General features: G+C 69.1%; 26 protein-coding genes and 1 tRNA gene. 15 read left to right on the top strand and 12 right to left on the bottom strand.

Annotated features, from left to right (window positions below):
- Nucleotide 1 precedes the first annotated feature (1 nt).
- A complete protein-coding gene (locus OG435_RS25615) occupies nt 2-148 on the bottom strand; it encodes a hypothetical protein (RefSeq protein ID WP_266880132.1) in 147 nt (48 codons plus the stop codon).
- On the opposite strand from OG435_RS25615, the gene OG435_RS25620 reads away from it, so the two are divergent.
- The gene (locus tag OG435_RS25620) at nt 141-1712 is read left to right on the top strand and encodes an alpha/beta hydrolase (protein ID WP_266880134.1); all 1572 of its coding nucleotides are present in this window, start codon (nt 141-143) and stop codon (nt 1710-1712) included. The genes OG435_RS25615 and OG435_RS25620 overlap by 8 nt on opposite strands.
- 127 nt (nt 1713-1839) lie before the next feature.
- A tRNA-Thr gene (locus tag OG435_RS25625) sits at nt 1840-1913 on the top strand.
- A gap of 93 nt (nt 1914-2006) precedes the next feature.
- On the opposite strand, the gene OG435_RS25630 is transcribed toward OG435_RS25625, so the two are convergent.
- Together OG435_RS25630 and OG435_RS25635 are read right to left on the bottom strand one after the other, a co-directional pair.
- The gene (locus tag OG435_RS25630; protein WP_266880136.1) at nt 2007-3209 is read right to left on the bottom strand and encodes a tyrosine-type recombinase/integrase; all 1203 of its coding nucleotides are present in this window, start codon (nt 3207-3209) and stop codon (nt 2007-2009) included.
- On the bottom strand, nt 3209-3787 hold the full coding sequence (locus tag OG435_RS25635) for a helix-turn-helix domain-containing protein (protein WP_266880138.1): 579 nt from the start codon (nt 3785-3787) through the stop codon (nt 3209-3211). Before OG435_RS25635 ends, OG435_RS25630 begins: the two co-directional genes overlap by 1 nt.
- Nucleotides 3788-3891: 104 nt before the next feature.
- Here OG435_RS25635 and OG435_RS25640 point away from each other — a divergent pair, with 104 nt between their 5' ends.
- The 10 genes from OG435_RS25640 (at nt 3892) to OG435_RS25685 (ending at nt 12070) form a co-directional block, all read left to right on the top strand.
- Nucleotides 3892-4089 carry a helix-turn-helix domain-containing protein gene (locus OG435_RS25640; protein ID WP_266882058.1) on the top strand — a complete coding sequence of 66 codons (198 nt, stop codon included), beginning with the start codon at nt 3892-3894 and terminating at the stop codon, nt 4087-4089.
- A gap of 121 nt (nt 4090-4210) precedes the next feature.
- Nucleotides 4211-4651 (top strand): hypothetical protein, encoded by a 441-nt coding sequence (locus OG435_RS25645; RefSeq protein WP_266880140.1) that lies wholly within the window; start codon nt 4211-4213, stop codon nt 4649-4651.
- Nucleotides 4648-5964 (top strand): AAA family ATPase, encoded by a 1317-nt coding sequence (locus tag OG435_RS25650; RefSeq protein WP_266880142.1) that lies wholly within the window; start codon nt 4648-4650, stop codon nt 5962-5964. The genes OG435_RS25645 and OG435_RS25650 overlap by 4 nt, the downstream gene beginning before the upstream one ends.
- A 120-nt stretch (nt 5965-6084) precedes the next feature.
- Nucleotides 6085-6279 carry a hypothetical protein gene (locus OG435_RS25655; protein WP_266880144.1) on the top strand — a complete coding sequence of 65 codons (195 nt, stop codon included), beginning with the start codon at nt 6085-6087 and terminating at the stop codon, nt 6277-6279.
- A gap of 83 nt (nt 6280-6362) precedes the next feature.
- Complete coding sequence (locus OG435_RS25660; protein WP_266880146.1) at nt 6363-6620, top strand: hypothetical protein; 258 nt, start codon at nt 6363-6365, stop codon at nt 6618-6620.
- Nucleotides 6621-6720: 100 nt separating this feature from the next.
- Nucleotides 6721-7494: a head maturation protease, ClpP-related gene (locus tag OG435_RS25665; RefSeq protein ID WP_266880148.1), complete on the top strand. Its 774-nt coding sequence runs from the start codon at nt 6721-6723 to the stop codon at nt 7492-7494.
- Nucleotides 7491-7883 (top strand): hypothetical protein, encoded by a 393-nt coding sequence (locus OG435_RS25670; RefSeq protein ID WP_266880150.1) that lies wholly within the window; start codon nt 7491-7493, stop codon nt 7881-7883. The genes OG435_RS25665 and OG435_RS25670 overlap by 4 nt, the downstream gene beginning before the upstream one ends.
- A 29-nt stretch (nt 7884-7912) precedes the next feature.
- The gene (locus OG435_RS25675; protein ID WP_266880152.1) at nt 7913-8800 is read left to right on the top strand and encodes a hypothetical protein; all 888 of its coding nucleotides are present in this window, start codon (nt 7913-7915) and stop codon (nt 8798-8800) included.
- A complete protein-coding gene (locus tag OG435_RS25680) occupies nt 8797-9129 on the top strand; it encodes a hypothetical protein (RefSeq protein WP_266880154.1) in 333 nt (110 codons plus the stop codon). The genes OG435_RS25675 and OG435_RS25680 overlap by 4 nt, the downstream gene beginning before the upstream one ends.
- On the top strand, nt 9119-12070 hold the full coding sequence (locus OG435_RS25685; protein ID WP_266880156.1) for a hypothetical protein: 2952 nt from the start codon (nt 9119-9121) through the stop codon (nt 12068-12070). The genes OG435_RS25680 and OG435_RS25685 overlap by 11 nt, the downstream gene beginning before the upstream one ends.
- Nucleotides 12071-13681: 1611 nt before the next feature.
- Here the strand turns inward: OG435_RS25685 and OG435_RS25690 are convergent.
- From OG435_RS25690 to OG435_RS25720, 7 genes are all read right to left on the bottom strand, one after another.
- On the bottom strand, nt 13682-14143 hold the full coding sequence (locus OG435_RS25690) for a DUF6907 domain-containing protein (protein WP_266880158.1): 462 nt from the start codon (nt 14141-14143) through the stop codon (nt 13682-13684).
- A gap of 331 nt (nt 14144-14474) precedes the next feature.
- A complete protein-coding gene (locus OG435_RS25695; RefSeq protein WP_266880160.1) occupies nt 14475-14720 on the bottom strand; it encodes a hypothetical protein in 246 nt (81 codons plus the stop codon).
- Nucleotides 14721-14904: 184 nt separating this feature from the next.
- Nucleotides 14905-15279, bottom strand: a complete 375-nt coding sequence (locus OG435_RS25700; protein WP_266880162.1) for a DUF6907 domain-containing protein — start codon at nt 15277-15279, stop codon at nt 14905-14907.
- Nucleotides 15276-15800 (bottom strand): DUF6907 domain-containing protein, encoded by a 525-nt coding sequence (locus OG435_RS25705; RefSeq protein WP_266880164.1) that lies wholly within the window; start codon nt 15798-15800, stop codon nt 15276-15278. The genes OG435_RS25700 and OG435_RS25705 overlap by 4 nt, the downstream gene beginning before the upstream one ends.
- Nucleotides 15801-15878: 78 nt before the next feature.
- The gene (locus tag OG435_RS25710) at nt 15879-16280 is read right to left on the bottom strand and encodes a WYL domain-containing protein (protein ID WP_266880165.1); all 402 of its coding nucleotides are present in this window, start codon (nt 16278-16280) and stop codon (nt 15879-15881) included.
- Nucleotides 16281-16797: 517 nt separating this feature from the next.
- Nucleotides 16798-17034 (bottom strand): hypothetical protein, encoded by a 237-nt coding sequence (locus OG435_RS25715; RefSeq protein WP_266880167.1) that lies wholly within the window; start codon nt 17032-17034, stop codon nt 16798-16800.
- A 7-nt stretch (nt 17035-17041) separates the two neighbouring features.
- On the bottom strand, nt 17042-17485 hold the full coding sequence (locus OG435_RS25720) for a hypothetical protein (RefSeq protein ID WP_266880169.1): 444 nt from the start codon (nt 17483-17485) through the stop codon (nt 17042-17044).
- Nucleotides 17486-17968: 483 nt separating this feature from the next.
- Here OG435_RS25720 and OG435_RS25725 point away from each other — a divergent pair, with 483 nt between their 5' ends.
- Complete coding sequence (locus OG435_RS25725; RefSeq protein ID WP_266880170.1) at nt 17969-18388, top strand: GOLPH3/VPS74 family protein; 420 nt, start codon at nt 17969-17971, stop codon at nt 18386-18388.
- A gap of 49 nt (nt 18389-18437) precedes the next feature.
- A complete protein-coding gene (locus OG435_RS25730) occupies nt 18438-18608 on the top strand; it encodes a hypothetical protein (RefSeq protein ID WP_266880172.1) in 171 nt (56 codons plus the stop codon).
- Nucleotides 18609-19243: 635 nt separating this feature from the next.
- Here the strand turns inward: OG435_RS25730 and OG435_RS25735 are convergent.
- Nucleotides 19244-20737, bottom strand: a complete 1494-nt coding sequence (locus tag OG435_RS25735) for a DHA2 family efflux MFS transporter permease subunit (protein WP_266880174.1) — start codon at nt 20735-20737, stop codon at nt 19244-19246.
- Nucleotides 20738-20751: 14 nt separating this feature from the next.
- Nucleotides 20752-21396 carry an NADPH-dependent FMN reductase gene (locus tag OG435_RS25740; protein ID WP_266880176.1) on the bottom strand — a complete coding sequence of 215 codons (645 nt, stop codon included), beginning with the start codon at nt 21394-21396 and terminating at the stop codon, nt 20752-20754.
- Nucleotides 21397-21509: 113 nt separating this feature from the next.
- On the opposite strand from OG435_RS25740, the gene OG435_RS25745 reads away from it, so the two are divergent.
- The gene (locus OG435_RS25745; RefSeq protein ID WP_266880178.1) at nt 21510-22169 is read left to right on the top strand and encodes a TetR/AcrR family transcriptional regulator; all 660 of its coding nucleotides are present in this window, start codon (nt 21510-21512) and stop codon (nt 22167-22169) included.
- Nucleotides 22170-22190: the final 21 nt, after the last annotated feature.

Consider the following 22190-nt stretch of genomic DNA (forward strand, 5'->3'; position numbering starts at 1 on the left):
CTCACCCGTTCGAGGGGTCCGCGGGGCGGGCGGCGGACGCCGCCGGTCCGTGCGGGGTGGCGGCCCGCGCCCGGGCGGCCGTCCGCCGCCCGGCGCGGGTGCCACCGCCCGGGTGTGCCCGCAGGCCGTAGGCTCCGGGAATGGACACCAGTCGCCTGCTGCGCACCACCGGGACCGTGATCGCCGCCGCGGGGCTACTGCTCTCCGGGTGCACCTCGGGCGGTTCGGGGACACCCCGCGCCGCCGCGTCGTCCGGGGGGTCCTCGGAGGCGCCGTCGGCCGACCCGACCGCCGTTCCGGCCGCGCTGCGCCCGTACTACGACCAGAAGCTGAGCTGGCGCGAGTGCGGCGTGCCCGGCTTCGACTGCACCACCATGAAGGTCCCGCTGGACTACGAGCACCCCGAGGCCGGGGACATCGACATCGCGGTGTCCCGCCGCAAGGCCACCGACCCCTCCAAGCGGCTCGGCTCCCTCGTGGTGAACCCGGGCGGCCCGGGCGGCTCCGGCATCGGCTACCTCCAGGCGTACGCCGGCATCGGATACCCGGACCCGGTCCGTGCCGCGTACGACATGGTCTCCTTCGACCCGCGCGGCGTGGACCGCAGCAGCCCCGTGAAATGCCTGGACGGCCCGGCCATGGACACGTACACGCAGGTGGACCAGACGCCGGACTCGGCGGCGGAGCAGGCCCTGCTGGTGGCCGCCTTCAAGGAGTTCGCGGCCGCCTGCCAGGCGAACTCGCAGCGGATCCTGCCGCACGTGTCCACGGTCGACGCCGCCCGTGACATGGACGTCCTGCGTGCGGTGCTGGGGGACGAGAAGCTGAACTACGTCGGAGCCTCGTACGGCACCTTCCTCGGGGCGACGTACGCCGACCTCTTCCCGGGCCGGGCCGGACGCCTGGTCCTGGACGGGGCGATGGACCCCTCCCGGCCCGCGGTGGACCTGAACCGGGACCAGACCGAGGGCTTCGAGACCGCCTTCAGGGCCTTCGCGGCGGACTGTGCGAAGCAGCCGGACTGCCCGCTCGGCCAGGGCAGCCCGGAACAGGTCGCGGAGCGCCTGAAGGAGTTCTTCCGCAAGGTCGACGCCCAGCCCATCACCACGACCGACCGGTCGCGCCCCGAGCTCGGCGAGTCGCTGGCGACGACCGGGGTGATCGCCGCGCTGTACGACGAGAACTCCTGGCCGCAGCTGCGCGAGGCCCTCAGGTCCGCGATCCAGGACGGCGACGGTGACGGGCTGCTCGCCCTCGCCGACAGCTACTACGAGCGCGGGCAGGACGGCAAGTACGCCAACCTCATGTCGGCGAACGCCGCCGTCAACTGCCTCGACCAGCCGCCGGCCTTCGCCGGGCCCCAAGCGGTCGAGAAGGCACTGCCCTCCTTCGAGAAGGCCTCTCCGGTCTTCGGCTCGGGCCTGGCCTGGGCCTCGCTGAACTGCACGTACTGGCCGGCGAAGGCCACCGGCACGGCCGAGGAGCTGCACGCGAAGGGCGCCGCGCCGATCATGGTGGTCGGCACCACCCGAGACCCGGCGACCCCGTACAAGTGGGCCCAGGCCCTGGCGGGCCAGCTCGACTCGGGCGTCCTGCTGACCTACGACGGCGACGGCCACACGGCGTACGGCCGGGGCAGCGACTGCATCGACTCGACGATCAACAACTACCTCCTGGAGGGCACCGCTCCGAAGGACGGGAAGAAGTGCTGACCCCGCCGGCTGCCCCCGCCGACCCGCGCCGACGACCCCTGTTCGGGGCACCCCGTTTAACCCTGTAGACTTGGCGCCGCTGCTGATGAGAGCCTCCCACCAGGGAAATTCTTGTCTTCCCAGCGGTGCCGCCTTAGCTCAGCTGGCCAGAGCAACGCACTCGTAATGCGTAGGTCTCGGGTTCGAATCCCGAAGGCGGCTCGGATGAATACTGGCAGGTCAGAGGCCACACAACGATGGGCCCCCGGAAGATCACTCCGGGGGCCCATACGCATTTAGTACACCCTGCTTCGATCATCCGGAGAGGGTGACCGGCGCATTTCGCAATGCCAGTGCGACCTTTCGGCCTACGTCCAGTGCGTCTGCGACCTCGTCAAGCCGGTCCGGGAACAGGTGCCCGTACACGTTCAGCGTCATCGAGGCATCCTTGTGGCCGAGCATCAGCTGGACCACCTTCACGTCCGCGCCAGCCGCGATGGCCAGCGACGCCGCGGTATGCCGCAGCTTGTGAGGCGTCACCCCCATGCCGGCCAGGCCAGCGTCACGTACTGCCGGATCAAAGACCCGGTTGCGGAAGTTGTTGTACCGCAGCGGACCACCCTCGGGGGCAGTGAACAGCAGATCGCCCTGCCCCTTGTCGCGGGCCAGCGTCCCCAGCTCGTCGGCAAATGACCGAGGCAAAGGCACAGACCGCTTCTCGTGGTTCTTCACCGGCCCCAAGGCCAGTTCCCCTCGGACGTCGGTGTAGTTCTGCACGATCCGGATGCGCCGCTGCGGCACGGACAGCCGGCCAGTCTTGATCGCAGAGGCTTCGGCCCACCGGATCCCGCAGTAGCCGAGGGTCAGGATCATCAGCCGGTACTCGCCGGCCGCCTCGGCAAGGTTCTCGAGCTGGTCGTAGGTGAGGTAGACGTGCTCGTCCTCGTCGTCCGGCCGCGGCAGGTCATGGTCGTGGCAGGGGCTCGAGGAAATCCGCTTCGAGAACACGGCGTGCTTCATGGTCATCGAAAGCACGCGGTACGTCTTGACGATCCGTTGCGCTCCGAGGGGTCGTCCGGACTTGCCGGGCTTGTCGCAGAGTTCCGTGATCCAGGCGGAGACGTCCTCCCACTGAATTGCCGAGACCTGCCAGTCTCCCCACTTAGGGATGACGTAGTTGTCGAGGAGCTCCCGGTAGTCGTGCCGGGTGGTCCGGCCGATCTTCCGCTTGGACGCGAACCATTCCTCGGCGACCAGCTTGACCGCGGTCTTCCCGGACTTCGGGTCTCGGTACGAGCCCTTGTCTAGCTTCGCGGTCAGGGCATGTACCTCAGCTTCGGCCTGCGGCAGCTTCTGGAAGGTCAGCGCCTTCGGCTTGTTGTCGGGCCCGTACCAGCGGACCCGCCACCGGCCGGGCGGCAGCCGCTTGGAGCCCTCGCGCTTCGCGGCCTGCCACTTCTCGAAAGCCGCCTGGTAGTCGGCATGATTCTCTCGGTCTTCGATCCAGACTCGGGCCATCAGTCCTCCTTCTTGGTCTCCGGGGCCGGCCCGCGGAAGACCTCCTGGCCAGCGGGTGTACGAAGGACCCACTGGTCGCCTTCCATCACCCAGTCCACCGGGCCGCTAAGGGCCTCGCGCTGGGCCGGTCCCTGCAGCGCTTCGTTGTACATCTTGCGGATCGGGTCGCGATCCCATGCTGGCCGTGAGTCAAGACGGAAGCGCAGCAGGTCCCCATAAGGGGCAGAGGTGGATCGGGCGAGGGGCTTCTGACCGTCCGCCCATTCCCAGGCTGCGCCGACGGTCACCTCTAGACCTTCTGTCAGCGTCAGGGGGGCGGCCGAGTCGCCGTCCGTCGGCAGCAGCAGGGCGGACGGACTGACGCTGAGTGCCACCGCGAGGGATACGAGGTCATCCGCGTCTACTCGCCGCTCGCCTCGCTCGATCTTGCTGATGACGGTCGGCAGCATCGGCCGCCCGATCTCCCCCAAAGCCGCTGACAGATCCTTCTGCTGCATCTGGCGAGCCTTCCGCCACTTCAGGACGTTCGCCGCGACTCGCTTTGACGTGGGGCCGGGGATCACTGCATTGGAAGCCATGATGGCAAGTCTGGGGCATGCAGTAGACATCACGCAAGCTACCTCCATATACTTTCCACATCGGTCCGCAGGATCCATGAGGTGGAGATTTCGTGCCGCATTTCATGCATGAGCGCGACGAGTGGCTCACGCCACGACAGGTCGCTGCGATGGCGCAACTCAGTGAGCAGACCCTGGCCAACCACCGCTACCGGGGGATCGGGATCCCGTTCTCAAAGCTCACCCCCGGGCGGAGTGGTCGTGTGCGGTACCGCCGCAGCGACGTAGAGCGATGGCTCGCCGGGGAACCGATCGCCGCCTGAACGCAAAGCGGCCCCGCCTGGACGCCAATCCAGACAGGGCCTGAGACACCCAACCAGCCCTAGAAAAGCCAAACGGCCACGCGGGAGTGCAATCCCATATGCGCGGCCGTGAAGGAGTCTCGTGAACGAGCTTAAGGCCCCACCGCCAGAGATCGCCACCCACGACCCCAACGAGATCGCCGGCCTCTGGGCCGACGCCAAACGCCTGTACCTCGCCGAGGACTACCCGCCCTACGCCAGCCCCGCCTGGCAGGCACTCCACCCCGACGACCCCGCCCGCCTCGCCAGCGTCCTCGAAGCAGCCGAACTCTGGCGCAAACAGTGGGACGCCCTCGAGTACCTGCCCACCGCCGACTGGTACGCGCACGTCTACGGCGACGCACGCCGCCTCACCTCGCAGGTCATCGCCGCCACCAACCGACTCCGCGCCTACCGGGAGATCCAAGCCGCACGGTCCAGGCGAGAGCCCCACACCCTCGAGGCCACCCCCGGGTGGCCGCCCATCGCCATCCCCGGACAGCCCGGACGCTGGCTCACCCACCGTCAGGAGATGGCGGCTTGACCACGCACCACGAAGCGGATGCTCCGCCGGGGGAAGGTCCCTGGGCGGAGCATCCGCACGATCAAACCGAAGGCCTCACGTCCGAACAGCACTTCGAGAACCGCGTTGCCGGGCTGATCGACGAGCTGCTCGACACCGACGACCTCGACAAGATGCCCTCGCTCGAGCCCCTGCTTGGGGACCTGCTGTACCTGAACACCCTGTCCCGCGTCGTCGGCCCCTCAGGACAGTTCAAGTCCTTTGCGGTCATCGACATGTGCGGCCACATCGGCACGGGTACACCCTGGCACGGCCACTACGTCCGGCAGGGCAGGGTCGTGTACCTGGTCGCCGAGGGCGCCGAAGGCATCCGCAAGCGCGTCCGAGCCTGGGAGCACCACCACCGTCGGAAGATGGCCAACGTCCTCTTCCTGCCCCGCCCCGTCCAGGCCATGGACCCGGAGTGGGAAGTCCTCGCCGAGGCCCTGCACCGTATCGAGCCGGCCTTCGTCGTCGTCGACACTCAGGCCCGCGTCACGGTCGGCGTAGAGGAGAACTCCAACACGGAGATGGGCAAGGTCGTTGACCGCCTCGAGCGCCTCAGAAGCCGCACGGGCGCCTGCGTGCTGGTCATCCACCACACCGGCCACATCGGCGAGCACGGCCGCGGCGCCACCGCCGTGAAGGGCGCCCTGCAGACCGAGCTGCACGTCTCCAAGAAGGGCGACAAGACCTCCAACACGGTGGTCACCATCAAGAGCGGCAAGCAGAAGGACGAAGACACCGAGTCCGACCTGCAGTTCGGTCTGAAGATCGTGGCTATCCCGGGTGAGGCCAAGCCGGACGGCCGACCCGTCACGTCGGTCGTCCTGGTGCCGCGCGAAGAGGTCGACGTGCAGGAGCTCGCCTACGTCGAGGGCTCCATCGAGTGGATCGTCCGGCAGCTGGACATCGCCGAAGTGCCGAACGACTGGGGGCGTGACCGCGTCCTGGCCAAGTGCACCGAACTCGACCTCAAGGTCGGCAAGGACAAGGCCGCATCCGTTGTTCGCGTGCGAAAGGCCCGGGGCGTAACCCTGCCCGCGAGCCTGCCCGGACCGGATCTGTTGACACCTGCCCTAGGGCAGGGGGCAGGTCCGGATGAAACCGCAGATCAGACCTGCCCTGGGCAGGACGAGGGCAGGTCAGGGCAGGCCCCAAACCAGCTGCCTGCCCCCTCCTCTTTTCCAAGGAGGGGGCAGGTGGTGGAGCTGCACCCGGAATGCATCGTCTGCCATACCGCCCTTGATGCCGCTTGGGCCTCGCTCGGCAACGACCGACACGTCGCCTGTTAACCCCCTGACCTGCGGAAGTGGTGGGTTGTGGTGGGTCGCCTGATAACCCCCTATGTGCGCACGCGTAGAGAGTTTCAGAAAACCCACCACAACCCACCACCCACCACCGATTGGAGACCCGTGACCAACCACCAGGAAGCAACCGAGAACGGCGTCATGCAGGCCTTCGACAACTGGCTGTGGGACCGCGGAGAGACAACGCAGGTAGGCATCGAAGCCGCCGCCGGCAAGGCGTTCACCCACTGGCTCGAGAACCACACCGACGAGCTACTAGCCGCCATCGCAAGCGCCGTGGCTCGCAAGCAGTCTCCGTAACCGCCACGGGACGGGCCTGTGTAACGCAGGCCCGTCCCCCCGTGTACACGCCAGCCGTTACACCAAGCCCTCGGAGAGGCCCCGTGAACGTCGACGACATAGTCCGCGCCAAGATCGAAGCCGCTCGCCGGAAAGCGGCAGAAGAGAAGAAAGCCCGAGCCGCTTTTGCTGCTGCCCGTTCTAAGGGTCTGGCCCGCCGGCATGCAGCCAAGCTCCGGCACCTCGCCGAGCAGGCGGAGAAGGCCGCGGGCATGACGAAGGCCCCGGAGCTCGCCAGCCCCGAGGCCTCTGACCCGTCCACCACGCCAACCCATAACCCACACCTATGGATCCATGAGTAACGATAGGTCACGCTTATGGAAGTGACAACGATGTCAGCCCGGCAACCCCTGCCACGGCAACTTCCCCAGACCACACCCTCCCGTAACCACCGGAGCGAACATGACCGACTACCCCCGCAGCTGGCGCATCAACGCCCGCGCCGGGACCACCGTCCCAGCACCCCCCACCGGCCGCGACTGGTACCGCATCCGCAACGCCACCAGCAGCACCGCGGAGATCCTCGTGTACGACGAGGTCGGCTACTACGGAGTGACCGCCAAGGACTTCACCGCGGCCCTCGCAGACGTCACCGCCTCGAGCATCAACGTCCGCCTCAACTCCCCGGGCGGCGACGTCCATGACGGACTGGCCATCTACCAGGCCCTGTTGCGACACCCCGCCAACGTCACGACGTACATCGACGGCATCGCGGCCTCCATCGCCTCGGTCATTGCGATGGCCGGTGATCGGCGGGTGATCGGGCGGAATGCCAGTTTCATGATTCACGAGGCCTCGGCACTTTGCTTGGGTCAGGCCAAGGACATGAAGGAGATGGCCGACCTCCTCGAGCGGATGTCCACCAATATCGCGGACATCTACAACCACCGGACGGGCCGCGGCAGCGTCGCTGACTGGCGCCGCCTGATGAAGGCCGAGTCCTGGTACACGGGCGCCGAGGCCGTGAAGGCCGGCCTGGCCACCGAGGTCGACGACGGCAGCAGCAAGACCGAGGACGCGTGGGCCACCTTCGCCGCGAACCTCAAGGGCAGCCTGGCCGAGCAGACCGAATGGGCCCGCCTGACAGCCCACCTGTCCACCAGCCGCGGCCGTGACCAGGTCGCCCAGTACACCGAGCTCGAGCGGATGACCGCACACCTCTGGAGGAACCAGTGACCACCCTCAACCTCACCGGCTACCCCGCGGAGACCGGCTACTGGATCGAGGTGTCCCAGCCTCGCCTCGACCTGCCCCGCGACCTGATGGAGTTCTTCGGTCGGACCGGCCAGTGGCTGCAGTCGCCGCCCGGGCGGGTCGTGACTGAGCAGCTGTGGCCCGCCCTCGGCGGTGGCATCGCTGACGCGGGCTGGACGCCTCCCTCGCCGACGGTCTCCATCAACCTGACCGGTCTCACCCGGCCGGAGAAGGCCACCCTGGCCCGTCACCTCGACGAGTTCGCCCGGTCCTACTCGAGCACAGGCATGATCCGCGCCCTGGTTGCCGCGATCGTCGCCGAGGACGAGGCCGCTCGGACCGACCCGCACGCGCCCGGCCTGCTCGGCTGACCCACACCCCTGACCCTTAGGAGACACCCATGGCAACCCAGCAGGACATCGCGCGCGTGGCCATCGATCTCGAGGAGGCTGAGGCCACCGTCGAGAAGCTGCGCCGGAAGAGGTTCATCAGCATCGAGGCCGGCGCCAGCTACTCCGCTGCGAAGGGCCGTATCGAGCTGGCCCAGCAGGAGCTCGACCGCCTGAACGCCGAGTGGGAGGCGGAGCAGGAAGCGCTCGCCAACCGGCCCAGCGTTGAGAAGTCCGTCGCGAAGGACATCGACGCCGCGCAGAAGCAGCTCGAGGCGTCCCGCAAGCGACTCACGGAAGCGGCCACGAGGGCCCAGCAGGCCCTCGTTGAGGTCGCGGCTGCATCAGACGACCACAACGCGCTCATAGCCCAGCAGAGCGCCGCGCTGGCTGTCCGCGGCTTGCGTCTCGAGGACAACCACGACCATCAGACCGGTGGCGGGCCGAAGGGTGCGAGGGTCCGCGGGGCCTGGTGGGTGCCGGTCGAAACCCCGGCGCTCCTTGTCTGGGTCATGCACCGCGCCGCGGCGGCAGCTCTGCCCGGCCGGCACCAGCTCGTCGGGTCCCTCAAGTACGCCCACGGGCGATACGAGTTCGAGAGGAAGGCAGCACATTTGCTCGCCGGGGTGCCGGCTCTGTCGCCGCTTCCCGTCGTGCCCATGCTTCGCCCCGACGCGGTCGACCTGAGGGTCCCGGCGTACATCAAATCGCGGCAGCTGGCCGAGGAGCAGATCCGGCGGCGGCTGCAGGGCCACACGAAGCCGGTGATGGGGGACGACGGCGTGCTCTACCCCGAGCCGTGCGAAGCGTCTGCTGCCGTGAAAGCAGAGGTCGAGCAGGAGCTGAAGACGCTCCGCGACAACATCAAGTCCGGTCGCATCGTTGCGAAGTACCCGTGAGCGCCGACGAGCCCACGTACAGCGTGGTCCGCATGGCGGCGGGTGACGGGAAGGGCCTGCCCGTACTGCTGCTGTGCGTCACCGATGACGACGTGGCCGCGGCCCGCGAGCAGGTACGGGCCGGGAATCTTGACCACCTCGCGGTCATCATGATCGTCGTGTCGTTCTTGCACAGCCTCGGCGTGGACCCTGCTGCCCATGACTGGAGCAGCGCCGAGTACATCGGGCTCCTCGAGATGCTGGGCATGCCGCCCTTCGAGTGGTCGCCGCTCGACGACACCGAGCTGACCCGCCTCCTCGCCGAGGCGGTGAGCTCACATGGCCAATGACATTGAGATCAACGTCAGGGTCGCGAACAACACACGGGCCGGCCTGTCCGCCATCCAGCGGTCCATGGATGGCCTGCGGCAGCACGCCCGGACAGCCGGCACATCCCTCACCGCGCTGGCCCCCCGTGCGACTGCTGCGGCGGCTGCCCTTGAGGTCCTCGCGCACGCGGCTGATGAGGCGGGTGACGCACTGCGAACCCTGCAGGGCCGGGCATCTCTGGCCGGCGTCGCACTGGCAGAGGTCCGGACGTCCAGCCAGGGAACATCGACGTCCCTCCGCAGCGTCTCGAGGAGCGCGGGGAGTGCCGACACCCAGATGGAAGCGCTCACCGGCCGGACGCGGGCGCTCCGAGACAACATGAACGAGCTGGACGGCACGTTCAGTCGGGCCGGGGCCAGCATGGGCACGCTCCGCGGCAACCTCGGAACCCTCAGCACGTCAGCCGGTGGGGCTGCAGACGGGCAGCAGAGGCTCATACAGGCCGCTGTCGCCCTGGGCCCGGCACTCATCCCCATCGCCGCCTCGATAGCGCCGGTAGCTGTGGGCCTGGGCGCCGCCGCGGTCGCGGCCGGAGCGTTCGGTGCCGCCTTGGCCCCTCAGCTGCTGGCCATGGGGAAGATCACCGAGGCACAGAAGGCGTACAGCGAATCCCTGGAAGAGAACGGCCGGTACGCCGCGGAGACTGCGCAGGCTGAGAACGAGTGGCTGAAACAGGTTCAGAAGGCGTCGCCTGAGGTGCGGAAGGCCGCTGCCTCGCTCAGCGTGATGAAGGACCAGTACAAGGGCTGGACGGACAGCCTTGCTGGGGACACGCTGCCCGTCGCCACGAAGTCGTTCGCCGCGTTCGGCGCCCTCTTCCCGAAGATGACACCGCTTGTACAGGGAGCCTCGGGCCAGCTCAGCCGGTTCGTGACGCTGGCGGCGGGCGGCATCCAGTCGCCGGCCTTCGACCGGTTCATGGACAGCTTCAGCACCTTCGCGACGGAGACGCTGGCGAAAGCGAACAGCGGCCTGGTCCGGTTCGCCACGAACCTGGACGCGGGGAAGATGTCCAGCGGCATCGCCGAGTTCATGCGCTACGCGAAGGAGAACGGGCCGCTCGTCGCCGAGACGCTCGGCAACCTGGGTGAGGTGCTCGTCCGCATCGTCCGCGCGGCCGCGGACACGGGTGTCTCCGTCCTCTCGCTGGTCAACGCGTTCGCTGGCCTGGTCAACGCGATACCGACGGGCCTGCTGACGGCGCTGGTACAGACGGCCGTGGCCCTCAACGCGGTGAAGCTGGCGGCGGCAGGGTTCGCCGTGGTGGGGCCCGCCATGCTTGCCGCGGCCGGCGGGATCCGCACCTTCATCGCGTCCGCCCGGTTCGCTGGTCTGTCGATGGCGATCTCCGGTGTGGCGGCCAGCCTGACCGCTCTCCAGAAGGCCTCGGTAGTTGTTGCGGTCATCGCAGGAATCGGCATGGCGATGAACTCGCTGGCGGAGAAGGCGCGGGGTGCGCCGCCGGACGTCGACAAGCTCACCCTCTCCCTGAAGGAGCTGGGCGCGACCGGAAAGTTCACGGGTGAGCTGAAGAAGTCGTTCGGTGACATGGATGGGCTGGTCCAGAAGATGGGGCAGCTGCAGGAGGCGACGAAGAAGGCTGGCGACGCGGGCAAGGGTGCGTTCGGATTCAAGATCCCCGTCCTCGACGACATCGGCAATTGGCTGGGCACGAAGTCGGTTGAGATGGCCAAGGGAGAGGAGTCGGCCCGTGCCCTGGGGGACGCATTCAAGGGCATCGACGCAGCCCTGGCTAATGTAGTGAAGAGCGGCAACGCCGACCTCGCCGCCGCCGCCTTCGATGGGATTGCAGAGTCCGCGGCGAAGGATGGGCGCTCGCTGCAAGAGGTCAAGGACCTGATGCCGTCTTACGGCGAGGCTCTGGCCAACGTGGCAGCGGAGCAGGAGATCACAGCCCGGTCCATGGGCCTCTTCGGAGAGCAGGCCGTTGCCGTGCAGGCCAAGCTGGACCTTCAGAAGCAGTCCGCTGATGGGCTGCGGCAGTCCATCCAAGCCCTGAACGACGCCAACAGGTCTGCCCTCGACGGCATGATCGGATTCGAAGCTGCGATCGATGCGGCAGCGAAGGGGGCCGCCGAGAATGCCGGATCCCTCGACATGGTTAACGGTGTCCTCGACCTCAACGGGGAGAAGGCACGAACGGCCGCATCGCTGCTCTCGGCCTTGGCGGCGAAGACCGGCGAGGCAGCGCTGGCGGCCCGTGAGAACGGCGCGTCGTGGGAGACCGTGGGCGGTATCTACGAGCGCGCCCGTGAGCAGATGATTGCCAACGCTCGTGAGATGGGGCTGAACAAGGACCAGGCGAAGGCCCTGACGGACCAGCTCCTGGCCGCGCCAGGTGAGATGACGTCTTATCTGAGGGGCGACATCAAAGACCTGGATGCGAAGCTGAAGGACGCGCGGGCCCGGCTGGCCGCAGCCCCGTCCTCCAAGCAAGTGGCGATCCGTGCGGAGATCTCAGACCTGCTTGCCAAGAAGAAGCAGGCGCAGGCGGCCCTAGACTCCCTCGACTCCAAGACCGTGTATATCCGCACCATCTATCAAAACTTCACGTCTAACCACCCGGGCGGTCAGGCGCAGGCCCACGGCGGGATCATCGGCGCTGCGGGTGGTGGGCCGCGATCACGGATGACGCTTGTCGGTGAGCAGGGACCTGAGCTGGTGGACCTGGCTCCCGGGTCTCGGGTCCGCTCTAACCCTGACTCGAAGCGGATCGCCGCCGGCATGGCCGGCGGTGGGGGTGGCGGAGGCCCGATCCTGGTGCAGGTCATGCTCGACGGCCGGCAGCTCGCCCAAGTGTTGGTCGATCCGCTGCAGTACGAGATCGGCACGCGAGGCGGCAACGTGCAGTCGGTACTTGGAAAGGGGACGGGTAGCTGACACCTCTGACACCCGCTGACACCTCTGACACCCGCTGACACCCCGGAGGGTCGGGCGGCCCTTTTTCTTAAGGTGGGGTGGGGTGTCAGCCGCCCCTGACACCTGACTGACACCCCCGCTGACACCTGCTGACAGCAGCCCTGACACCCCGGCTGACACCTGTCTATCGGCCGTCTAGACCCCGTCTTTTACCCGTCTATAGCCCGTCTAGGGATCTCTGGGCGCCGCTCGGTAGCCGGGCTATAGACGGGGTCTAGACGGGTCATAGACGGGCGACAAGACGGGGCATATGTTGCGGATCGGCGGCTGCTCAACTGCTGCTCACGACTGCTCCGTCGCAGGTCACAGCCGCTCAGGTTGCTGCTCAGGCCCTGCTCGTGGATCTTCTGAGCACCAGCTTGAGCAGCGGATTGAGCGGCTGTGACCTGCGACGGAGCAGAGCTGAGCAGCTCGTGAGCAGTGGACAAACCTGCCGGAACTACCCCGGACGCTGTCCCGGTATGTCCCGGACATCCCCCCGGACAGAGGGCGGGCAGGTTGGACAGTGGCCGGGTGCTGTCCGGCCCGCATTCCGGGGCATATTAGGGCGCTGTCCGGCCCCTGTCCGGGGCCACACCGGGGCCACGCGTGGACACGCAGGTCAGAGCGCTGGCACACCCCAGGGTCACGGCCAGGGCCGTTGGAACATGGGGCGGTCCTACGCCTACAGGATGATCGCCTCTGCCGAGACAGTGTCGCCAATTGGCGACACTGGACTCCCTGTTCCGACCAACGAGGCACAGGCCCGCGAGCTCGCCCGAGTCCCCGAACCGCAGCGCGTCGATGTCTGGCGGGAGACCGTCGAGCGAACCGGTGGCCAGCCGACCGCGGCCGCCCAGGCTTTCAATTCTGAAAGCCTCCCTGCCCGCACTCAAGGTGCCGATGGCAAGAGCTACGCGGCAACGCGGAGCGCGGCCGAGCCAGACCTCCTCGCCGGCGATGACTGGCAGCAGCCTGCGGGCCCGGGCTTCGAGGCCGCCGTCACCCGGCGCCTGCCCGGTATGCACCCGGCAGCACCCCGGCGGACACCCGGCAGGAACGCCCGGTGGCCCCGGACTTCGCCGGCCTCGCGCCGGGTCTATGCCGGGTCTACGCCGGGCTGTTGCCGGGTCTGCGCCGGGTACGTTCACTCGTTCGTTCACTCGGGGTAGACGTGAACGTCTTCCTCTACTACGCGCGCACGTGCGCGCAGGCGCGCGGCGGCGCGTTGGGGGTGAACGGCTCACCCCGGACGGCTTGAGCCGAGCCGTTGAGCCATCGCCGTGGCGCCACAGACAGCCCGCCACGACAGAGGCAAAAGCGCCACGGGAAGGCGCCACGGCGGCACAGCAGGAGGCGCCACGAGAGCGCCACAGCAAAGCGCCACGGGCGGAACTTTGACTGCGACTGCGACTGCGACTGCGACTCTCACTCTGCCCTCCCCCACCCGAGCAGGGGGGATAGGGGGTGAGTCGCAGTCGCAGTCAAAGTAAGAGTGGAAGCTGTGGCGCCCCCATGGCGCTCTGCCATGGCGCCCCGCTTACCGTCCCCGGTAGGAGTCGGGGGCGGGCGACAGGGCGCCACAGTGGAGCGTCAGTTGGCGCCGATAATCGCGGCCAACTGGTCGCGCATCAGCCGCAGGCGGGCCGTGTAGTCCGTCAGCTGGGCGATGAGGTCGTCGGTCTCCTCGACGCCCATGTCGACTGTGTTGTCCCAGCCGTCCAGGGACACGAAGATGACGGCCGCGTCCGGGGCCAGGCCGCCTTCCGTGGTGTGCACCATCAGCCGTGCCGTCAGCAGGGCCTGCACGTCGGGGAAGTCGCCGGACGGGGCCCGCATCGGGACGACGCAGATCGGTGCCGACTCGTGGAAGTCGTCGGACAGCCGGCGGTGGGTGCCGTTGGCCCAGTCAGCGGTGTGGTCTTCGGCGCACCAGTCCGGGCACTCAACTTGCAGGACCAGGCCGGGGACGGCACCGGGTCCCTGGTAGCGCCGCGGTCCGACGCGGACGGTCCGGTCGGTGTCGAGGCTGCCGGCGAGAAGCTGCGTGGACATCAGCGGTACTCCTTCAAGGGCTTGGGAGGCTTGGGCGTAAAGGGCTCCGAGGCCTTCTGAATATTGGGCTCGGAGCCCTACGGGGGATTGGGTCGGAGCCCTTTACCCCCTAGGGCCGGGGCCGCTCCGCAGGGCCGGAACACTTGCGATGCGACCTGCGGTTCGGGGCGCCCCGAAGCAGGGGGGCACTTGCGATACACGCTGCAGCGATGCGGCCCGCAGAAGGCCAGGCATTAGGGATTCGACCTGCGTCGTTCCCGCCTCCGGGAAGGGCCTTCACTTGGATCGCACGCTGCACCGTTCCCCCCTCCGAGGGGAGGGGGGAGATCGGTCACACGCTGGGCTGACCCGGCACCGCGTACCGGTGGGCGTAGGCGGCCAGCTCCGCGTTCTCGAACTCGACCTCGTCCGCCTCCGGGCACCGCCGACCCGCCTCCGGGGAACCCGCCACGGCACCGCACAGGAAGCAGTCAACGAACTCCCACGAGTGGCCGAGCGAGTCCAAAGGAATCGGCCGCGGGATGTACGCGAGCGAGCCGCGCCCCTCATCGAGCCGGACCAGAACCATGCTGCTCATTCGCCCACCCGTCCGTCCCGCGCAATGCGCTGAACCAGCCGCCGGCAGAGCCGGGCCCCGTACAGGTCCCCTGCCCGCTCCGCGACCACCAGCCCCTGGAACGCCACCCCCAGGGGCGGCAGCGTCTCCGTCACACGCCCCAGAGCGGCGGCCTCCGTCGGCCTGCGAACCACCGCGGTCCCCATCACTGGCCACCCTCCTGAAGCGCCTGCAGGCGGTCCCTCAGGGGCAGCAGCCCGTACAGGGCGTGCGCGGTGATCGCCTGCGCGAGGTCGCTCAGACCGGCCGGGTCGAACTCCGGGTGCTCCCCGTCGATCTCAACGACGACCTTTACGTCCCGGCTGCCGGACTCGGAGAACGGGAACTGTGTCAGGTTCGCCCGCAGCAACTCCACCCGCCGGCCCTCAACCTCGACCACCGCCGCGTGCTGTACGCCGTCATGGCGGATCCCGGACCGGTGGTTGCCTGCCGGGTGGTCCACCACGCACCACGAAGGCTCCTCGAGGACGACCAGGCCGTGGTCGAGGGTTTCCACGATCACGGTGCGCGGGGCGGTCACAGCTGCACCCGGCCCTGCTCGCGCAGCTCGACCAGCTGGGCGTGAACCTCGCGGAACCGGGTCAGCTGGGCCTCGAGCGTCAGGATGACCGTGGCCAGCCCGTCCGGGTCGAGGCTCTCCATCCAGTGGTCATCGACGATCTCGACCTGCGCGTGAGGCACACGCTCGTGCAGGTGGCGGGAGAACGGCTCCTGCCGGATGAACGCGGACAAGACCCGGAACTCCTCGACCTTGCCGCTCTCAGCGATGGGCAGGTACACGTCCCGGCTGGCCGTGCAGCACCAGATGTCGTGCGGGTGCTGCGGCGACTCCATGTCCAGGGTGTGGTCGGCGACGCAGCCCTGCAGGCAGGTGACGTCCTGCATGTTGCCGGTCGTGCGGTCGAGGAACGACCACGTGCGGGCCGGCGGGCCGGCGGGGAGGGTCTCGCGGGTCTTCGCCGTCGGCTGGACGGGGACCGCGGTCAGCTTCGGCTCCGGGCGGAACATGCGGGGCAGGTTGGCGGGTACGGTGTTGCTCATGGTTCGACTCCCTGTGTCTGAGGGTTCGGATCCAGGCCCCGTTCCGGCGTTCGCGCGCCGGGCGGGGCTGCTTGCGTTTTAGGCGGCGTCGTACTCGGGGTCGTAGCCGTAGCGGTCCGACCAGTACTCGCGGTCCTCACGGGCCAGCTCACGGGCCTCGACGGTCGGAACGTTCACGGTGACCCGCAGGCCGAACTCGTTCACGGCCGGCGGCTCGGCGAGGACGAACGCCGTCCGGTGGACCGTGTACGCCTCGACGCGGTCGAGACGGAAGGTGCGGGACTCGCCCGACTCCCGGTCCATCGCCTTCAGGACGATGTCGCCGGCCTTCGTGAGCTGCGTGTCGTAGACCTCGATGGTGCGGACCGTCCGGGAACCGTCGGCCTTCGTGTAGGAGATGGTCACCGGGTGCTTGGCGTCCATCGCCTTGAGGAAGCGGACCATCGTGCGGTCCAAGGTCTCGTTCGCGGTGCGGTACATCGTGGCCCCCTTGCTTGACCCGGGCTCCCGGTGTCATGACACCCACGATAGACCCTGGTGTCATGACACCGCAAGGGCTAACCTCAAGGACATGCCGAACGTAGAGAAGACCCCCCGTCAGACCATCCGGGTCGACAAGGAGCTGTGGGATAAGGCCGGCCTGGCGGTAGGTCCCCGTCGCCGAGGCGAGGTCATCCGCGACTTCCTTAGGTGGCTCACCTATGAGACCAACGAGCTTCCGCCCCGCCCTGCAGTACACACGCCGTACACATCAAAGGATGAAGAGGCGGGATAGATCGAGATAGGCAGTGATGCCAAACTTGCAGGTCAGTCGACTGGCGGGACGTATCCGCTGGTCTGGCGGGGCCCTAAAGTGACCTCGTAATGCGTAGGTCTCGGGTTCGAATCCCGAAGGCGGCTCGGATTAGCCCCAGGACTCACTCGCCGTGACCTGGGGCTTTTTCATGCCCGCGATCCGTGCGGGGCTACGCGGGAGTAGCGGGGCCGTGGTGCGCGATCAGTTCTGCGGGTGGGTGGCGTTTCTTCGCGACAGGTGGGACTGCCATGCCCAGCGGGCCAGGCCGCCCACGGCGAGCGAGGTGATGATCGCGCCCCAGTCGATGACGTGGGGGAGGCCCGGGAAGAAGGCGAAGAACGCGAAGGATGCTGCCGTGGCGACAAAGAAGGCGGCCAGCCCGGCGCGGCGGCGCTTGGCTTCCCACGCGGAGTCGTCGGGCGAGGGCTGGGGGGTCATGTGAGGCTCACTTCGTGATGTGGTGGCACTGGCTGACCCGGCGCACACCGTTGACGTTGATGTGAGCGCACGCCTTGCCGTAGCGGGGCAGGGTCTGGGGTGCGTTGTCGCGCATCGGGTGGATCTCGCACTCGGTGTGCGTCCTGCCTCGGGACGTGCGGTAGGTCTTGTTGTCGGTGTCCGCGTAGGTGAAGTCGATGCGCCAGTTGCAGAAGCCCGCGCAGTCGACGCCGGCGTTCTGGTAGGTGATCTTCTTGCCTTCGCCCCGGACGATGTGGGTGAACATGCAGCCCGTTGGCACTTTCATGGTGACCCCGCCGACCTGGTAGTCGAAGCCGGTGACGGGTGTGGAACCGATGGCGCCGGCATGTGCCTGCGCGGGGGGTAAGACGGCGAGCCCGACCGTCGTGGCGAGAGTGGCGATGATCCGGGGTGCTAAGAGCTTGCCCATCGGTGTCCCTGCAGGCGGAGTGTGTCTGCCAGAAGGGAACGCTTGTCGTCGACTCGGAGTTCTGCCCCGACGGGCAGTGCACTACGAAGAGCGATCAACAGATTGGCGTGCTGACCACCCGTAACCGCCGCCCTCGGATGTCGGCTTCCTGCGTGCGTGGAGTGCGGACCGGATCAGCCCGGGCAGCGGTGAGCTGGGTGACTGGCCGTTCCGGCGTCCGCAGTGCCGGCCGAGCTGAGACGGCACGCTGAACTCGGCTGGACCGGGCCCGGTCGTGCCCGGTGTGCGGGAGGGTATGGGGGTGGACGCCGATGTGGTGGCCGGACTCGTTCTGGGGGGGCAGATGCCACCAGGTGTACGTGGTGGTGGACCGGTTCGGTTTTCTGTTCGGCGAGGACGCGGTGCTCGGGATGTTCGCGGGGCAGACTGGCCGCAGGTCGGCGGTGGTTGGTGGGGCGGTAGCCGTGCGAGAGGACAACTGAGATGAGCTTGGCAGGTGACATGATCCTGCTCGCCTTCGATGAGGAGGGCGGTCGGCTTCCCGTCCGGCAGTCCCTGGCCCCGGCGGTGCGTGGGGCATTGCTGGCCGAGCTGCTCGACTGCGGCGCCCTGAGCGATGAGGCGGGTACGGCAAGGACCGTGGGCGGGGCTCCGCGGGATGCCGCGCTGCGGCAGGTGTGGCAGTCGGTGGCGGTGGAGCCCGGCAGGAAGTGGCTGTACTGGGTCCGCAAGGACGGCCGCGCGTCGGTCCGTGAGGTGCTGCGGGGTCTGGAGAAGGACGGACTGCTGGAGCAGAGCGCCCACCGGGTGGTCGGCCTCTTCCCGCTGAACCGGGCCGGCCTCACACCTCCCCGGCCTTGCCGCAGCCGGGGAGGTGCGGGCCGCGGTGGTCGCGGCGGCTGAGGAGGGTCCGGCGGCCGGTGCGGGGGGTGATGCGGCTGGTGGTCGGGTCGTGCTGCTCGCCGGTCTCGCTCACGCGGGCGGGCAGTTGGGCACTGCGCTGGGCGCCGATCGGCGGCACGTGCTCAAGGACCGGCTGACGGGACTGTCCGAGGGCGCCGCCCCGGTGTCGGACGCGGTGCGGAGGGCCGTACGGGACCTCCAGGGCGCGGCCACCTCGTAGCGGCGGCTGCTCCGGAGGAGGTGCCAGTTCCGGAGATGGTGCCAGGTCCGGGGAAGGTGCCGCTGTCGGTGGAGGTTCCGGTGCTGGTTCCGACTCGCCCACCCCGGGGGCCGGGGAGCGTCGCCCGTTGTCGGATCCGGTCGCGTTCGCGGCCACCAAGGCGTCCCGCGAGGTGTCGTTCGGGTCGATCGGGACCAGCGCGGTGCGGCGGTTGTGGGCGGGGGCGCGCTTTGAGGGGTCTGGCTCCGTCCCGATCTGCGGTTCCTGGGGGGTGAGTTCGCGTAGGTGGCCGGCGGGCAGCGGATTGGCGGGGGGCCCGTGGAGAACCACGTTGCGGACCTGGACGCCCCGGTTCGGAGTACGGCTCCACGGACAGGATCTCCTCGCAGGGGGAGGGGGCAGGGTTGTCGATCCGGGTGTCGGTGACCTCCTGCCGTTCCTGGTGCGGTTCGCGCGGTCGCAGGTTGTGGTGAGTCGGTCCACCGCGATCACCGGATCGGTCGTCGGGTGGATGGGTTGCCGGTCGGTCGGTCGGAGGGAGGTGCGGGACGAGCTCGCGTAGCCGGACCTGGGGCCGGGATGCGGCCTTCGCCCGCTTGGACAGCCCCAGTACGCGCATCGCTGCTGGGGGCCCGTCAGGGGTGGCGGCTGGGGAGGCGGGACGCGGGGAGGAGGGACAGGGCCAGGAGGAGGGCGGCCACGGCGTACGTGGTGCGGAAGGTCGTGGTGGTCAGGGTGATCGAGAGGAGGGCCGTGCCGATCGAGGCGCCGATCTGGGAGTTGATGCTCAGGATGGTGCTTGCCGCGGTCAGGCGGAACTTCGGGAGGGTGCGGCTCGCGGTGGTCATGGTCGGCATCAGGACCATTCCGGCGCCGATGCCCATGACGACCGAGGCGGCGACGAAGCGCCAGGGTGCCGCCTCCGGGGATCCGGCCTGGAGGGCGGTCAGGGCCATGCCCAGGGCGCCCGTCGCGATGCCGGTGCGGATCAGGTGGCGCGGGGAGACCTTGTCGACGCGGCGCGAGGCGATCTGCATGACCAGGCCGACCGTGAGGCCGGTCGGCGCGCCCAGCAGTCCGGCCGCCGTCGCGCTCATACCGCGGGCCTGCTGCCAGTACATCGGTGCGAGCAGCATGGAGCCGAAGTAGCCGCAGGTGAAGAGGGCGAGCGTGAGGATTCCGGCGCCGAAGGTGCGGTCGCGCAGGAGGCGCAGGTCGAGGAGCGGCTCGCGGGTGGTGAGGGCCCGTCGGGCGAAGGCCGTCACGAGCGCGGCGCCGGCCAGGGTGGGGAGCAGGGCGTCGGGGGCGGTGAAGCTGCCGCCTTCCCCGGCGCGGGTCAGGCCGTAGAGGAGCAGGGCGAGGCCGGGCGACAGCGTCAGCAGGCCGGGTACGTCCAGCCGGGGCGCGGTGGACGGGTCGCCCGGGGCGTCGGAGTGCAGCAGCTTCGCGGCGAGCAACAGGGCGACCGCCCCCACGGGGAGGTTGACCAGGAAGATCCACTGCCAGGACACCGAGTCGACGAGCCAGCCGCCCAGCACGGGGCCGGCCACCGGCCCGACGATGATGGGCAGCCCGAGCAGGGCCATCACCCGCCCGAGCCGGGCCGGGTCGGCCGTACGCATCACCATGGCCATGCCGACGGGCATGAGCAGTCCGCCGCCGAGGCCCTGTACGGCGCGGAAGGCGATCAGGCTCCCCGCGCTCCAGGCGCACGCGGCGAGCAGTGATCCGAGGGAGAAGAGGATGAGGGCGCCCAGGTAGGTGCGTTTGGCGCCGAAGCGGCCCATCGCCCAGGCCGAGGCCGGGATGACGGCGGCGAGTGCGAGCGTGTAGGCGCTGGCGGCCCACTGGATGGTGGCCAGGGGGGCGTGGAAGGCCTCGGAGAGGCGGTGCAGGGCGACATTGACGATCGTCATGTCGAGCACCGACATGACCGAGCCGACGATGACGACGACGGCCACGCCCGTGGTGCGGTGGGGGCCGCCCGCCGAGGGGGTGGGGGGCGGCCCGGCCGCCCGGCCGGTGAGGGGTGCGGGGTCCGTCGGATCCGACGGGAGGGGGAGGGGCGCGGTCTCCGCCGGAGGTGTTGCCGGCGGGGTCGCGGCTCGGTGGTCGTGGGGCGTACGCATGGTCCTGCCGCCCCTCAGCCCTGGTACGGGCGGCTCGTGCGGGCGGTGCGCAGCGCGCGTCCCCACCAGCTCAGCTGGCCGAGCATCCCCTTGACGGCGCCCTCGGCCACGGCGGTGTCACGCGGAACGCCGTCCGGGCCGAGCCCGGACCACGGCCCGTGCAGGCTGACGGAGTCGCGCACGGTCACGGCGTGCAGCTCGGCGAAGACCAGCCGGAGCTGCTCGACGGCGCGCAGGCCGCCGCCGAGGCCGCCGTAGGAGACGAAGCCGGCGGGCTTGGCGTGCCATTCCTCGCGGTGCCAGTCGATGAGGTTCTTCAGTACCGCCGGGAAGCTGTGGTTGTACTCGGGGGTGACGACGACGAAGGCGTCGGCGGCGGCCAGTCGCGGGCTGACCTGCGCGAGGGCTGCGGCCGCCTGCGGGCTCGGGGAGCCGCCCCAGCCGGGCATGACCAGCGGCAGGTCGATGTCGGCGAGGTCGATGAGGTCGAGGTCCAGGCCGCCGAGGGCGCCGGCCGCGCCGAGGAACCAGTCGGCGACGGCGGGGCCCTGACGGCCCTCGCGGACGCTGCCGAGGATGACGGCGACGCGCAGCGGCGCGTCCTCGCCGGGGGCGGAAGCGGGGGTGGAAGCGTGGGTGGAAGCGTGAGCGGTCGTCATGTCAGGGTCCCCTCGTCAGTGGTGCGGCGGCTCGGTGCCGCTGCTCCTCCGGTAAAGTACAACGAGCGTTGTAAAAAATGCAACGGTCGTTGTACTTATCGTGTGGAGGCGAAGTGAGCAGCGCAACCAGTGCCAAGAACAAGAAGCTGGAGAAGCAGGTCGCCATCGCGAGCGCGTCCTGCAGGGTCTTCGGCCGTGAGGGCTACACCCGGGCGACGGTCGACGAGCTCGCCGCCGCGGCCGGCATCTCGACCCGCACGCTCTACAACCACTTCCCGGGCGGCAAGGCGATGCTCTTCGCCGCCGTCGTCACCTGGACCTCGGGGCAGGTCCGCGACGCCCAGATCGCCCAGATCGCAGCCGCCCTGGACCCCGAACGCCCGCCCCGCCCCGAGGATCTGGAGCGGGACCTCGTCGCCTTCGCGCACCGGGTCATCGGGCTCATGACCGACTACGCCGACCACTTCGCGCTCGTCCGCCACATCCACGCCGAAGCCGACCACGTGCCGCCGGAGGTGCTGGAGGCCTGGGTGAACGCCGGCCCGGGCCCGGTGTCCCGGGCGCTCGCGGACGCGCTGGCGGGCCTCGATGCCGCCGGGCTGATCGACGTACGCGGTGACGCGATGCTGGCCGGCGCCCACTTCATGGCGCTGACCTCGCACTCCATCTCGCAGCTCTCCCACTACGGGGTCCTGCCCCTCCCCAAGGAGCAGACCGACCACCTGATCTCGGGCGGCGTGGGCGCCTTCCTGCGGGCCTATCGGGCCAATTGAGCCCGAAACCGGGGCGCCGCG

Source organism: Streptomyces sp. NBC_01264 (genome assembly GCF_026340675.1).
Taxonomy (GTDB): domain Bacteria; phylum Actinomycetota; class Actinomycetes; order Streptomycetales; family Streptomycetaceae; genus Streptomyces.